The 12,502-nt window shown below is 62.2% G+C and carries 15 protein-coding genes; 8 read left to right on the plus strand and 7 right to left on the minus strand.

Annotated elements, in window-relative coordinates:
* Positions 1–41: 41 nt before the first annotated feature.
* Positions 42–914 (minus strand): helix-turn-helix domain-containing protein, encoded by an 873-nt coding sequence (locus tag KJP28_RS04285; protein WP_255552170.1) that lies wholly within the window; start codon positions 912–914, stop codon positions 42–44.
* A gap of 73 nt (positions 915–987) precedes the next feature.
* On the opposite strand from KJP28_RS04285, the gene pobA reads away from it, so the two are divergent.
* The 4 genes from pobA (at position 988) to KJP28_RS04305 (ending at position 3,512) form a co-directional block, all read left to right on the plus strand.
* Complete coding sequence (gene pobA / locus KJP28_RS04290; protein WP_218390982.1) at positions 988–2,172, plus strand: 4-hydroxybenzoate 3-monooxygenase; 1,185 nt, start codon at positions 988–990, stop codon at positions 2,170–2,172.
* Between the two features lie 94 nt (positions 2,173–2,266).
* The gene (locus KJP28_RS04295) at positions 2,267–2,674 is read left to right on the plus strand and encodes a universal stress protein (RefSeq protein WP_218390983.1); all 408 of its coding nucleotides are present in this window, start codon (positions 2,267–2,269) and stop codon (positions 2,672–2,674) included.
* Between the two features lie 86 nt (positions 2,675–2,760).
* Positions 2,761–3,144, plus strand: coding sequence for a TFIIB-type zinc ribbon-containing protein (locus KJP28_RS04300; RefSeq protein ID WP_218390984.1), 384 nt, complete (start codon positions 2,761–2,763; stop codon positions 3,142–3,144).
* A gap of 47 nt (positions 3,145–3,191) precedes the next feature.
* The gene (locus tag KJP28_RS04305) at positions 3,192–3,512 is read left to right on the plus strand and encodes an antibiotic biosynthesis monooxygenase family protein (RefSeq protein ID WP_218390985.1); all 321 of its coding nucleotides are present in this window, start codon (positions 3,192–3,194) and stop codon (positions 3,510–3,512) included.
* A gap of 3 nt (positions 3,513–3,515) precedes the next feature.
* Here the strand turns inward: KJP28_RS04305 and KJP28_RS04310 are convergent, their stop codons facing one another.
* From KJP28_RS04310 to KJP28_RS04325, 4 genes are all read right to left on the minus strand, one after another.
* Complete coding sequence (locus KJP28_RS04310) at positions 3,516–4,460, minus strand: hypothetical protein (RefSeq protein WP_218390986.1); 945 nt, start codon at positions 4,458–4,460, stop codon at positions 3,516–3,518.
* Positions 4,461–4,581: 121 nt separating this feature from the next.
* A complete protein-coding gene (locus KJP28_RS04315) occupies positions 4,582–5,067 on the minus strand; it encodes a YdcF family protein (RefSeq protein ID WP_218390987.1) in 486 nt (161 codons plus the stop codon).
* The gene (locus KJP28_RS04320; protein WP_218390988.1) at positions 5,043–5,417 is read right to left on the minus strand and encodes a hypothetical protein; all 375 of its coding nucleotides are present in this window, start codon (positions 5,415–5,417) and stop codon (positions 5,043–5,045) included. Before KJP28_RS04320 ends, KJP28_RS04315 begins: the two co-directional genes overlap by 25 nt.
* An 87-nt stretch (positions 5,418–5,504) precedes the next feature.
* Complete coding sequence (locus tag KJP28_RS04325; protein ID WP_218390989.1) at positions 5,505–6,005, minus strand: HugZ family pyridoxamine 5'-phosphate oxidase; 501 nt, start codon at positions 6,003–6,005, stop codon at positions 5,505–5,507.
* A 150-nt stretch (positions 6,006–6,155) separates the two neighbouring features.
* On the opposite strand from KJP28_RS04325, the gene KJP28_RS04330 reads away from it, so the two are divergent.
* A complete protein-coding gene (locus KJP28_RS04330) occupies positions 6,156–6,581 on the plus strand; it encodes a BrnA antitoxin family protein (protein ID WP_218390990.1) in 426 nt (141 codons plus the stop codon).
* Between the two features lie 93 nt (positions 6,582–6,674).
* Here the strand turns inward: KJP28_RS04330 and KJP28_RS04335 are convergent, their stop codons facing one another.
* Positions 6,675–7,010: a hypothetical protein gene (locus KJP28_RS04335; protein ID WP_218390991.1), complete on the minus strand. Its 336-nt coding sequence runs from the start codon at positions 7,008–7,010 to the stop codon at positions 6,675–6,677.
* Between the two features lie 836 nt (positions 7,011–7,846).
* Positions 7,847–10,000, minus strand: a complete 2,154-nt coding sequence (gene uvrB, locus KJP28_RS04340; RefSeq protein ID WP_255552171.1) for an excinuclease ABC subunit UvrB — start codon at positions 9,998–10,000, stop codon at positions 7,847–7,849.
* A 230-nt stretch (positions 10,001–10,230) separates the two neighbouring features.
* Between uvrB and KJP28_RS04345 the strand changes: the two genes are divergently transcribed.
* From KJP28_RS04345 to KJP28_RS04355, 3 genes are all read left to right on the plus strand, one after another.
* Positions 10,231–10,746: a toxin-activating lysine-acyltransferase gene (locus KJP28_RS04345; protein ID WP_218390992.1), complete on the plus strand. Its 516-nt coding sequence runs from the start codon at positions 10,231–10,233 to the stop codon at positions 10,744–10,746.
* Positions 10,746–11,690, plus strand: coding sequence for a Hint domain-containing protein (locus tag KJP28_RS04350; protein WP_218390993.1), 945 nt, complete (start codon positions 10,746–10,748; stop codon positions 11,688–11,690). The genes KJP28_RS04345 and KJP28_RS04350 overlap by 1 nt, the downstream gene beginning before the upstream one ends.
* Positions 11,691–12,155: 465 nt before the next feature.
* Positions 12,156–12,467 carry an ETC complex I subunit gene (locus KJP28_RS04355; protein ID WP_218390994.1) on the plus strand — a complete coding sequence of 104 codons (312 nt, stop codon included), beginning with the start codon at positions 12,156–12,158 and terminating at the stop codon, positions 12,465–12,467.
* The last annotated feature ends 35 nt before the right edge of the window (positions 12,468–12,502 follow it).

The following is a 12,502-nucleotide window of genomic DNA, read 5'->3' on the forward strand; positions in this document are numbered from 1 at the left end:
GCCATGTTGCCCCCGCAATGCACCCCAACATTACAAATGCGTCATCGCGGCGATCCGCTGGTGTCGATCTGCTGCCGGAACGCGCGAGGCGACTGCCCGGTGGCGCGTGAGAAGACGCGGCTGAAGTAGGCAGGGTCTTGATACCCGAGCGCATAGGCGATCTCGGCGACCGTCAGGTTCGAATAGGCCAAATTCCGCCGCGCTTCGCGCACGATACGTTCCTCGATCACCGCCGAGGCGGGCTGTCCGGTCGCGCGGCGCATGACGCGCGACAGATGCGTGGGCGTTACGGCGAGACGCGCGGCATAGTCCGAAACCGCGAAATGCTCGGTGAAATGCGCCTCGACAAGCGCCTCGAACTGACGTTGGAGAGAACTGTCCGGCGCGGTGTCTTCCTCCCGTCCCGCCGCAATGCCGCGCGCGACAAGCCCTGCAAGCAGGGCGACCTGCGCGCGAAGCGCGTGGGCGCGCCCGAAATCGCGGCCTTCGTGTTCGGTGAAGATCGCACGGGTGACAGCGCGAAGCCGGTCGTTTCCGTCAATCTGCGCAGGGCGCGAGAGGAGGGGGCGCAGACCTTCGCCTTCGGCGAGCCATTCATCGAGCACTTCACTCGCCACGGTCACGACCCAACCCGTCGAACCGGGCGTGAAGCGGTAGGAATGGACGCAACCCGTCGGGACATTCGCGACCGTATCCGGGCCAAGCGTGATCTCGCTCGCGTCGAAGCGCGCGTCTGCATGGCCGCTGTCGAGGAACAGGAACTGGTGGAGGCGTCCGTGTCGATGCGGCTTCAGCGCCCAGTCGTGTATCGACGAGCGCACTTCGATCGTCTCGCAATGCACCACGTCGGGCAGGTCGGCATATTCGCCGAAGAGGTTGTATGACTCGATGCCGGACATGTTCGATCCGTACATGTTTTCGCCCGATGGGTCCATTCAAAATGCCATCGCCTTCCGCGATGATCGTCAAAATTCGGAGGAGAAACCCATGGCGAACACAACGAAAACCAAGGTCGGTATCATCGGCGGCGGCCCGTCCGGGCTGATGCTGAGCCAGCTTCTGGACCTGAAGGGCATCGACAACGTGCTCCTGGAAAAGCACACGCGCGACTACGTGCTGGGCCGTATCCGGGCGGGCGTGCTGGAACACGGCTTCGGCGAACTCATGCGCGAGGCGCAATGTGGCGAGCGTATGGACGCGGAAGGCGAGATTCACGAGGGGTTCGAGATCAACGACAACGGCGCCCTTCACCGCATGGACCTTGCCAAATACACCGGCGGCAACTCGGTCATCGTCTATGGCCAAACCGAACTGACCCGCGACCTCTATGACGCGCGCGAAAAGATGGGCGGCAATGTCATCCACGAAGCGATGGACGTTCAGCCCCATGCCGTGAAGAGCGATGCGCCGTACCTCACCTACACGAAGGATGGCGAGGAGTACCGTGTCGATTGCGATTTCATCATCGGGGCGGACGGGTTCCACGGTGTGAGCCGCAAGACGATCCCGGCGGACGTGCTGCGCGAATACGAAAAGATTTATCCGTTTGGTTGGCTGGGCGTATTGTCCGAGACCAAACCGGTGAACCCGGAACTGATCTATTCCACCACCGAACGCGGCTTTTCGCTCTGTTCGATGCGGAGCCAGACGCTCAGCCGCTACTACATTCAGGTGCCGCTCACCGACAAGGTCGAGGACTGGTCGGACGACGCGTTCTGGGACGAGCTGAAAAAGCGGCTGCCTGAAGACGTTGCTGCGCGGCTTGAAACCGGGCCGTCGATCGAGAAAAGCATCGCGCCGCTCAGGTCTTTCGTGGCGGAACCGATGCGCTATGGCAACCTGTTCCTTGCAGGCGATGCGGCTCATATCGTGCCGCCGACCGGGGCGCGGGGGCTGAACTCGGCCGCGTCGGACATTTATTATCTCTATCACGGGCTGATAGATCATTATCTCAACGGCGACTCGACCGGGTTGGACGAATACAGCGCCAAGGCGCTCGCCCGCGTGTGGAAGGCGCAGAGGTTCAGCTGGTGGATGACCACGATGCTGCATAACTTCCCCGACCACCCGGATTACGACCAGCAGCTTCAGCGCGTCGAACTGGAATACCTGTTGTCGTCCGAGGCGGCGCAGGCATCTCTGGCCGAGAACTATGTCGGGCTGCCGTTCTGAAACCGTTAAAAAGGGGTGCGGCCGTTTGACATAGGTCATGGCCGCACCGATCCCATACGGGTGATAAGGCCCTGTCGAAACAGGAGTCTTAGACATGTACAAAAACGTACTCGTCCCCATCGCATTTGACGAAACGCGCGACAGCAAAGGGGCGCTCGAAATCGCCCACGCCATCGCCGAAGACGGTGCGAAAATCACTGCGCTGCACGTTGTCGAGGAGATCCCGTCATACGTTGCGCAATACCTGCCCGAAGGGCAGATGGGCCAGAACCTCAAGGATATCGAGGCGACGCTGAAGGAAAAGATCAACGGCGAAAGCGGCGTCGACGTGAAGGTGGTCGAGGGCCATGCGGCCCATACCATCGTCGATTACGCGTCGGAAAACGGCGTTGATTGTATCGTCGTGGCCTCGCACAGGCCTGGTGTTCAGGACTATTTCCTCGGGTCCACCGCAGCCCGCGTGGTGCGCCATGCGAAATGCGCGGTGCACGTCGTGCGCTGACCCGGACCGGGGAGGGGCAGGAAAGGCGGGTCCGTTGTGGCCCGCCTTTTGCGTTCCCATATGCCTCTGACCACGGAGGTAAATGTATGATCTGTCCCAATTGCGCCCGCGAGATGGAACATCTGTCGCAACACGGAGTGAGCGTGGACCGCTGCTATGTCTGCGGCGGCGTGTGGCTCGACAAGGGTGAACTCGAAACCATTGTCGAGACGGTGCGCGCGCCGGTCGTGCTGGGCCAACCGGAGCGGCCCAATCCCCCCGTCCGCACCGCCAAACCCGATCCTCGTTCGCAGCCGGAGCCCACGCCCCGCCGCGAACGGCAACCTGACCGTCGCGGTGGATGGGACGATGACTGGCGCGAAGAGCGCACCTCGTCGCGGAAATTCGGCAGGAAATACAGCAAGAAGTACAGCAGGTCCAAGAGCACGAAAGCGCGGCTGAAATACATCCTCAAAGAAATTCTCGATTGATGGTGGAGGCTTGGCGGGGCTAGGCTGAAGCAGGAGGAACGCCCACCATGCCCACGATCAAGCTATCAGACGACCGCCAGACCGTGATCACCACCTTCGAGACCAGCCCCGGCAATTGCGACGATCTGATCGAGCTTCTGACCGCGGCTTATGACGAGTTTATCTCGAAGCAACCGGGGTTTATCGCCGCCGGGCTTCACGTCAACGACGCGCAGACGCGGATCGCGAACTATTCGCAATGGGAAAAGCGGCAGGATTTTCAGGCGATGCTGCGCTCGGACGAGATGCGGGCGCGGAACCGGAAGATCAACCAGTTGTGCCGGACCTTCGAGCCGGTGATGTACGACGTCGCGGCCGTCTTTGAGTAGGAACTAGGCCCTGCGCCGTGACGGCGCGACATGGCGACGTGGACGGTTCTGAGCAGCCGTGCGGCGGTGTCGCTTGGTTGCCGTAATCTGGGCAGGAACAGCGCTGGACGTCAGAGGCGCCGTGCGTTGTACGTGACGCTTCCCAAGCGCCCGGAGAGCGGTGAATACGGCACCGACCACCGTCGTCCCCGCGCCGGGACGCGGCCCGCCCGAAAAACCCTCGGGCCAGGGCACCGGGCGGTGCGAGCGGCCGTCGCCCTTTTCCCAGAACCGTGCCGGCACGCGCCGACCCTCGAGCCAGGCCTTCAAGAGCCACGATGCCGAAAAGGCCCAGACGCCGAGGCTTTCGTCCCAGAAGACCAAGTTGTTCGAGATGATGAACTGGGCAAGCACGCCGTCGGTGTTGTTCTTGATGCCCGAAAGCACCATCACCATGCAGCCTGTGAAGAAAATCACCCGGCCGGCCCAGACGTAGAACCGACGCTCCCACCCGGCGGCGTCCGGCGCATAGACAAGGAAACAGGTCATCGACATCATGAGATACAGCAGGAGCGCGGCGCCGTAATGCAGGATGGGGGCGACCTTGAGACCAAGGACCTTCTGGCTCGTGGTTGCGATTTCAGTGCTTTCGTTGGGGAAGAAGGCGACGCCCATCGCGGCGATGCCCGCCAGGAACACGATCAGATCGGGCGACAGCCAGCGCCCCGGAAACCGCCGCCATCCCCTGTGGACGACCAGAAAGACGCCGATGGCCGTCAGCCCGCCGACGAGCAGATCGCGTTGCGTCGTATGGAAGACATCGGAGATCGTCGGCTGCACGACGCCGTCCACGACCCGCCCGGAGAAGGCAAGAAGGAACGGCAGGACCAAACCCAGCAGCCCGAGCCCATAACGAAGACGGCGGAAGGCTGCTGCATCTTCCCGAACAGGGTCTCGAGGAGTGACCATCGACTTGTTTTCACGACCGGATTGCAGCTTCTGTAAGTGTAGTCTCACCCCGAAACGAAACAAGTGCTCCAAGCGTCCCGGACGGTAAGGATTCCCGTAGGGGTTGTAGCTTTTTTGTCAGTCAGCGTCGGAAACAATACACGATGAAGGCCGGGATCTCCCGGAGGATACCCCAAAGCTGGGTCCGAAGATTCGCGCCGGCGAGTGGCGGCGAGATCGACTGTGCCTTTTGCCCCAGACGCCGCGCGGTGACGCGGGCGCGGGGCTGGTGGTAGAAATCGGTCACGATCACGATCGGTGTGTCGTCGGGGAGGAGGTCCAGCGACTTTGCGATGTTGTCCCAGGTGTTGCGGGCTGCGTCCTCTTCGAGAATGGCGTCGTCCGGAACGCCCGCCCGGCGCAATTCGTCCGCCATTACGCGGGCTTCGCTGGGCGGGTGCTGCCCCACGGCCCCGGAAACGACGATCTGGCCGACCCGGCCTGCGTGAAAGGCTTTCGCAGCGGCGGCGGTGCGTCGCGACAGCGTGGGCGAGGGCACGCCTCCGGGCCAGACGGCAGCCCCGAGCACGATGGCCGTCGGCGTCACTCCGGGTAGGTCTGCCGGCATTGAGCTTGCGAGGCTGCCGCACTGCGCCTCAGAGACGGGATCCGCGCCTGCAGGTCGCGCAGTTGCCGCCGCTGGTCGGCAACGTCGATCGACACCGGGCGTTCCACGCGTTGCCAGTCGGTCTTGGGGCATCCGTAGGGCTTGCCGTTCTTGTCGAAACAGACGCCCTGCACGGTGACCCGTTCGCGCGAGACATGAAGCGCGTATCCTCGGGAAATATTGCCGCGCAACACGTCGATCCGACGCTCGGCAGCGTTCAGGTCCTGCGCGGCCTGGTAAATGCAGATCTCCCGCTCGGTGCAGGCCGACAGGATCAGGAGCGAGACGCCAAGGACAAGGAACGGTTTCATACAGCGATAGGACCATGACGCGCGGGGGCTGTCCAGTTACAGACGCGTGACGGTGCGGCAGTTTGAAATGTCTTGGTTTCCAAGTCGTTAAGCTTGCGTGCGGCGGCGCGGGCTTCCCAGTCCGAGGTCGCCGGGGGTAAGATCGTAAGCCTTTCCGAAGCCACCGTTCAGAAATCCGCGGTCCACGTCGATTCGGAGAAACCGGAAGTCCGCGAAATCAATATAGAGCTTGGACTTTGGATGATCGTGAAGCCAACGGGCGCGCAGCGTGTCGGTTTTGTCCAGCGTGGTTGCCCGGCCCTCGAGCGTCAGGCGTGGATGGGTCAGGGGATCGCCCTTGTCACCCGGCTCTCCGACGAGGAGCGCGCATGCAGGGTTGGCCAGAACCGCCTGAGTATGAGCCGCGATGTCGGACACCAATAGCAGCGGGCGACCCTGCTCGTCGGTGCCGAAGGCGACCCGCGCGAGTGTCGGTACGCCTGAGCCGTTCAGGGTGGCGAGCGCCGCGAAACGCGCCTCGTGAAGCAGGCCCTGGGCCAGCCTCCGGGCTTCGTCATCGGTGGGGCGGATCGGGTTCGGTTGCTGCATGGTGAAGAGGTAGCCCGCGCCCGCAAGGGGCGCAATGGGGGCATATGTCCGACGTATGGAACACGTATGTATCACGTATGGCAGAACGTGTGGATCGCCCTGTCTTAACCTTTTGTCGCTTTCCTGATGCAGCACCAGAGGAGATCAGCGATGACCGGCAACCCGCGCCCGACGACGAAACCGCAGAAGGTTCATTGGAACTACATGGTCGACCGGCTGAACCAGCTGGAATGGGACCTGCATTTTCCGACCGCCCGGAACTGGGCGATCCCGGCAGAATGGCATGACATTGCGGCGCGCACGAAGCGGGGCGAGAAGGTGAAGATCACGATGTATGTCGAGAAGGACATCGTGAGGTTCTTCAAGTCACTGGGCCATCCGTATCAACCCAGGATGAACGACGTTCTCGGGGCCTTCATGGAGGCCAAGATCGCAGGTGTCCTGTTCGAGGCCGGCGAGGTGGAGCGGTTTTTCGACGAGGCGCGGCGCAAACAGCGCCCCGAACTGGGCGATACGGACGCCGAATGGGACGAGGTCGTGCGTGCACTCGCGGAAGACGGGGAGGGCGAGGCGTGAGGAGCGCGTTCGGACCGGGGTGAACGCCGGGGTAGGGCGACCAGCCGTTGGCCTGCCTGATCGTCAGGTTTCAGGCCCGAACCTGCCGAGCCGTCATTCGCAGGCCTCTATCGCATCGCGGTGGGCCCGTCCGACCGGGTTCATCTTGCGCTGCAAGGCCGATCGTGTCGTGCCGTTTTCGGCCGCGACCGCATCGACCGCCATGTCCCAGGCATCGGCAAAGGGCGTGCCCGCGGCCTTTTCCGGCAGATAAAGTGTGCCGATGGCATCATAGAGCGCCCGATCCTCCTCCGACACCGCGAGCGCGAGCGCGTCCGTGGCGCAGGCGCAGACGTCATCGGTCATATTGGGCCGGTCGAGACACATGGAGGTCGCGTCCGCGAAGGCAGGGACGGGGAGAAGGGCGGCGGCAAGGATGAGGCGTTTCATGGGGAGAGGTTAGGGGAGACGGCCGCGGGGGTGAAGGGGAAAGCGTGGGGGGAGGGGTGGAGGCTTGGGGTTGGGAGCGGGGTGGGTGAGGGGGCTGGTGCGTCTTGAGGTGGCGGCGCGAGGCCCCGGGTCAAGCCCGGGGCGGGGACACTGGCTCGCCATTGCCGCATCACCCGTCCCGGCCTTGAGCCGGGACCTCGTGGTGTCGGGTTAGCGGAAGGTGTGGGCAATGCTCTGACCTATCCATGTTTCACTTGTCGGCTTGCCGACATGTGAGCGCCCGCCCCGTCGGTTCGGGCTGAGCGTGAGCTGTTTTTCTTTCTGGCGTAATGTAACAACAGCTATACCTCGTAGAGCGCTAGGTGAGGCCGGCTGGTATGTACGTTAGAGACGTTCTCCAAGAAAAGAATTGGGGGCCCGAGTGTTTTGGGTGGGATGGGCCCAACGCACCCTACGGCCGTGTTGGTTACACTCTTGAAGCATCGGGTCTACAAATTGCGTATACATCGCGCCCTTTGCCGCCCTTCATGATTTGGCGCAAGCGTGTCTCGTTCGAGCATGCCTTCGCGCCATTCTCACAGATCCTCTTTGAACAGGAAGCGTGTGCAGACGCAATGGGTCGGGATTTCGCCGAGCGCACAAAGTTCCCAACTGAAAGATGGTTAAATCTGCCTCTCATTGGTTTCAAACGAAATTTTGTTTCTGTGTTTGATCCTGCGACCGGTTCAACAGTGGAAGTCCCATTAGAGATCATGCCTATGGTTTCTTCGATACAAGTGAGATGAATGTAGCGGGAGGCAATCTCCTAGGGCGGGGACTTTGGCCATCGACTAGCTTCACCTCCCCCTCCGCCCAGCCCTCTGCCCCGGCTTCCCCGCCGTTGACCGCCCTTTGGTCGCCTTCTCGCCAGCCGCCGCGACCGCGGCCTGACGCGCCATCGGGTCGTCGGCGACGGCGAGGTCCACGGCTTCCAGTCGTTTGATCTCGTCGCGCAGGCGGGCGGCTTCTTCGAATTCGAGGTTTTCGGCGGCCTTGCGCATGTCGTCCTTGAGGCCTTCCAGATGCGCCTGGAGGTTCTGGCCGATGCCGACCTTGTCGACCGTGGCCGTCACGCGGTTCATGTCGACGTCGCCGGCGTAGAGCCCGGCGAGCACGTCTTCGACGTTCTTCTTGACCGTTTCCGGGGTGATCCCGTGTTCCTCGTTGTAGGCGATCTGGCGGGTGCGGCGGCGGTCGGTTTCGGCGAGTGCGCGTTCCATCGAGCCGGTGATGCGGTCGGCGTACATGATGACGCGGCCGTCGGCGTTACGCGCGGCGCGTCCGATGGTCTGGATTAGCGAGGTTTCGGAGCGCAGGAAGCCCTCCTTGTCGGCGTCGAGGATCGCCACCAGACCGCATTCGGGAATATCCAGCCCCTCGCGCAGGAGGTTGATGCCGATCAGCACGTCGAAGGCGCCCAGGCGCAGGTCTCGCAGGATTTCGATCCGTTCGATCGTGTCGATGTCGGAGTGCATGTAGCGCACGCGGATGCCTTGTTCGTGCATGTATTCGGTGAGGTCTTCGGCCATGCGTTTCGTGAGCGTCGTGACCAGCGTGCGGTAGCCCGCGTCGGCGACCTTGCGGACCTCGTCGAGCAGGTCGTCCACCTGCATTTCCACGGGGCGGATCTCGACCTGCGGGTCGAGGAGGCCGGTGGGACGGATGACCTGTTCGGTGAAGACGCCCCCGGTGCGCTCAAGCTCCCAGTTGCCGGGGGTGGCCGAGACGAAGACGGATTGCGGGCGCATGGCGTCCCATTCCTCGAACTTGAGCGGGCGGTTGTCCATGCAGGACGGCAGGCGGAAGCCGTGTTCGGCCAGTGTGAATTTGCGCCGGTAGTCGCCGCGATACATGCCGCCGATCTGCGGCACCGAGACGTGGCTTTCATCGGCGAAGACGATGGCGTTGTCGGGGATGTATTCGAAGAGGGTGGGGGGCGGTTCGCCCGGATTGCGGCCCGTGAGGTAGCGGGAGTAGTTCTCGATCCCGTTGCAGAACCCGGCGGCCTCGAGCATTTCAAGGTCGAAGCGGGTGCGTTGTTCGAGCCGCTGGGCCTCGAGCAGTTTGCCGTCCTTTTCGAATTCGGCGAGGCGGAGGGTCAGCTCCTTCTTGATGCCCTCGATGGCTTGGCGGAGCGTGGGCGTGGGCGTGACGTAGTGCGAGTTGGCGTAGACGCGAACCTTGTCGAGCGTGTCGGTCTTGGCGCCCGTCAGCGTGTCGAATTCGGTGATGCTTTCCAGCTCTTCCCCGAAGAACGAGAGCCGCCAGCCGCGATCTTCGAGGTGGGAAGGCCAGATTTCGAGGCTATCACCCCGCACGCGGAAGGAGCCGCGGGCGAAGGCGTTGTCGTTGCGTTTGTACTGCTGCGCCACCAGATCGCGCATGATCGAGCGCTGGTCGTATTCCTCGCCCACGGTGATGTCCTGCGTCATGGCGGTGTAGGTTTCCGGCGACCCGATGCCGTAGATGCAGGAGACCGAGGCGACGATGATGACGTCGTCGCGTTCCAGAAGCGCGCGGGTGGCCGAGTGGCGCATCCGGTCGATCTGTTCGTTGATCTGGCTTTCCTTCTCGATGAAGGTGTCGGTGCGGGGGACGTAGGCTTCGGGCTGGTAGTAATCGTAGTAGGAGACGAAATATTCGACCGCGTTGTCGGGAAAGAAGCCTTTGAATTCGCCGTACAATTGCGCTGCGAGCGTCTTGTTGGGGGCGAGGATGATGGCGGGGCGCTGGGTTTCCTCGATCACCTTGGCCATGGTGTAGGTCTTGCCGGTGCCGGTCGCTCCGAGCAAGACCTGGTCCTGTTCGCCGCTGTCCACGCCCTGCGACAGCTCCGCAATTGCGGTCGGCTGGTCGCCCGCCGGTTTGAACGACGTGTTCATCACGAACCGCTTGCCGCCTTCGAGTTTCGGCTTCACGTGGGCGGTGTGCATCAGGGGGGCGTCGGACATGGGGTGTCTCCTTCGCCGCTAACTTTGTGCGCTTTTTGTTCTGTTTCAAGGGCGAAACCGGATCGTTGATCGGCGGGGTGACCTGACGGGGCGGATCGAAGGCGCTGGCGTATGGGAAGCGGTATGACAAGATTGGCACATTTCGACGGCTCCAAGGGCTCTGTTGCTGATGGAATTTGACATTATCGAACAAACAATGGAGCCTGAGCGAAAAAGAAAGGCATCAGAAGATGTCGAGCAGAGGCAGTGATACCAAGGCGCGCGTCATCGGCGCGGCGCCCAATCGTCCGAGCGACGATCACCTGCTTGCCCTGGGCAAGCTGACGTTCCTTGCCGCCTATTGCCCAATGCACAGATTTTTTCCCGGACATGGGCTCGCGTCGCTGTTCTTCCCCGCAGTGAATAACGATTGCGTGCGCTTTTTCGAGGACGAACATGGCGCGACGGCGGCGGCGTTGATCTGGGCGCGGCTGTCGGACGATGTGAGCGAGCGGATGCTGTTTCAGAAGGTTCCGCCGGATACCGAGGAATGGGCGGCGGGCACCAACTTGTGGTTCATCGACCTCATCGCGCCGTTCGGACATGCGGGCATGGTGGCACGGCACATCGCCCGTCACCCGCCCGAAGGTCCGTTCTACTTCGCGCGGATGGGAGAGGGCGGGGTCGTCGACAAGGTCGTGCAGGGCGATGCGTCGAAAGGCAGGCGCGGGCTTGTGCGAGCGTTTCAGTTGCAGGGGGTGTCCTGATGGGTATTCCGGTCCCGCAAAGCGGCACGGTGACGGAGGATTCCGGTGTCGTCGGCGGCTTCATCACCGCAACGGGAAATGCGAATTACTACCTTGGCAACGACAATGGCGATTGGACGGCCGAAACGATTTCCGGCACCTACGGATCGCTCACCATAGATGACGACGGCGTCTGGACCTATTCGGCGGACAATGCGCAGGCCTCGATCCAGGCGCTCGACGCGGGCGAGACCCTGACCGAAGTGTTCACGATCACCTCGACCAACGGGACGACCAGCGTCACGATCACCATCAACGGGGCGGATGAACCGCCCTGTTTCACCCGGGGCACGTTGATCGACACGCCGCATGGGCCGCGACCGGTGGAGGACCTGCGCGCTGGCGACGAGGTGCTGACATCGGATAATGGGCCGCAGAAGATCAAGTGGATCGGTTCACGGCGGATCGGATTGACCGGCGCAGCGGCGGACCCGCGTCTGAGGCCGGTTCGGTTGAAGGCCGGTGCGATTGCGCCGGGTGTGCCGTCAGCCGATATGCTGGTGTCACCCATGCACCGGGTTCTGATCGGCGGCGCACATGCGCAGCTTCATTTCGGGAAAGACGAGGTTCTGGCTGCGGCAAAACATCTGGTCAACGGGCAGTCTATCTTCATCGACCCTGTGGCCGAGGTCGAATACTATCATATTCTGTTCGACCGGCATCAGATCCTGATCTCGATGAACCTTGCGTCCGAGAGCTTTTACCCGGGTGGCGTCGGGTTGACGGCGTTCGAAGACGGGGTGCGTGAAGAGATATTGACGCTGTTTCCCGAATTGCGAAGCCTCGACGGGGCGTATGGGCCATCGGCGCGGGACGTGTTGAAGCGCTATGAAGCGGCGCTTTTGAAGCACGCGCTGAAGCCGGAACCGGCGTTGAAACGACTGCTCGCGTCCCGCGCAGCATAGATCCTTTCCTGAAACTTCGGCGAAGATGCGAATCCTCCCCATTTCTGGGGAGGTGCGTGATGTGTACGGGATGGTGTAATACACGTATAGATTGCGAAGCGAGACTTCGCCGCCCACCTGCGCGAGCGGGGGTGCGAGTTTTGAGCGATCTTCGTGTAAGGCGCTCTAAAGGTTAACAATTTGTTTCCACTTTAAGGTGCAAATTTAAGAAAAACTTTCGCAAAAGTTGTAATTTCGGGTTGCGCTACTCCCTTCATGGTTGTTAACAAGAGGATGCAAGCAGCAGACCGACTGTCGGCTCCGGCGAACACCCACCCCACCCCTCGCTCCCTCGCCGGGGCCGGCAGTCACCCTCTCGCAGAGATCTCTGCAATTCACATCGAAAGCCGCTCCCATCGGGGGCGGTTTTCTCTTGTAAACGCCCGGCGACTTGTCGATATATCGGGACGTCAGAAGGAGGCTTTCATGCGCGCTCGTATCTACAAACCGGCCCGGAATGCGATGACGTCCGGCCAGGCCAAGACCAAGCACTGGGTTCTGGACGTGGTTTCCAGCGAGGCCAAGGATATCGACCCGCTGATGGGCTGGACCTCGTCCAAGGATACCGATCAACAGGTGCGGATGCGGTTTCCGACGAAAGAGGCCGCGATCGCCTATGCCGAGAAGCACGGGATCGACGCCGTTGTGACCGAGCCGCACAAGCGTAAGCAGAACATCCGGCCCGGCGGCTACGGCGACAATTTCGCGACCAACCGGCGTCAGGTCTGGACGCACTGAACGCTGACCGGGATTGCGCCGTGGCGGGGCCACGT

The organism is Maritimibacter dapengensis, assembly GCF_019218265.1.
GTDB lineage: Bacteria > Pseudomonadota > Alphaproteobacteria > Rhodobacterales > Rhodobacteraceae > Maritimibacter > Maritimibacter dapengensis.

Excerpts from the sequence above, each read along its gene's own strand:
- KJP28_RS04285 (WP_255552170.1), bottom strand. The coding sequence starts at position 914 with ATGTACGGATCGAACATGTCCGGCATCGAGTCATACAACCTCTTCGGC.
- pobA (WP_218390982.1), top strand. The coding sequence starts at position 988 with ATGGCGAACACAACGAAAACCAAGGTCGGTATCATCGGCGGCGGCCCG.
- KJP28_RS04295 (WP_218390983.1), top strand. The coding sequence starts at position 2,267 with ATGTACAAAAACGTACTCGTCCCCATCGCATTTGACGAAACGCGCGAC.
- KJP28_RS04300 (WP_218390984.1), top strand. The coding sequence starts at position 2,761 with ATGATCTGTCCCAATTGCGCCCGCGAGATGGAACATCTGTCGCAACAC.
- KJP28_RS04305 (WP_218390985.1), top strand. The coding sequence starts at position 3,192 with ATGCCCACGATCAAGCTATCAGACGACCGCCAGACCGTGATCACCACC.
- KJP28_RS04310 (WP_218390986.1), bottom strand. The coding sequence starts at position 4,460 with ATGGTCACTCCTCGAGACCCTGTTCGGGAAGATGCAGCAGCCTTCCGC.
- KJP28_RS04315 (WP_218390987.1), bottom strand. The coding sequence starts at position 5,067 with ATGCCGGCAGACCTACCCGGAGTGACGCCGACGGCCATCGTGCTCGGG.
- KJP28_RS04320 (WP_218390988.1), bottom strand. The coding sequence starts at position 5,417 with ATGAAACCGTTCCTTGTCCTTGGCGTCTCGCTCCTGATCCTGTCGGCC.
- KJP28_RS04325 (WP_218390989.1), bottom strand. The coding sequence starts at position 6,005 with ATGCAGCAACCGAACCCGATCCGCCCCACCGATGACGAAGCCCGGAGG.
- KJP28_RS04330 (WP_218390990.1), top strand. The coding sequence starts at position 6,156 with ATGACCGGCAACCCGCGCCCGACGACGAAACCGCAGAAGGTTCATTGG.
- KJP28_RS04335 (WP_218390991.1), bottom strand. The coding sequence starts at position 7,010 with ATGAAACGCCTCATCCTTGCCGCCGCCCTTCTCCCCGTCCCTGCCTTC.
- uvrB (WP_255552171.1), bottom strand. The coding sequence starts at position 10,000 with ATGTCCGACGCCCCCCTGATGCACACCGCCCACGTGAAGCCGAAACTC.
- KJP28_RS04345 (WP_218390992.1), top strand. The coding sequence starts at position 10,231 with ATGTCGAGCAGAGGCAGTGATACCAAGGCGCGCGTCATCGGCGCGGCG.
- KJP28_RS04350 (WP_218390993.1), top strand. The coding sequence starts at position 10,746 with ATGGGTATTCCGGTCCCGCAAAGCGGCACGGTGACGGAGGATTCCGGT.
- KJP28_RS04355 (WP_218390994.1), top strand. The coding sequence starts at position 12,156 with ATGCGCGCTCGTATCTACAAACCGGCCCGGAATGCGATGACGTCCGGC.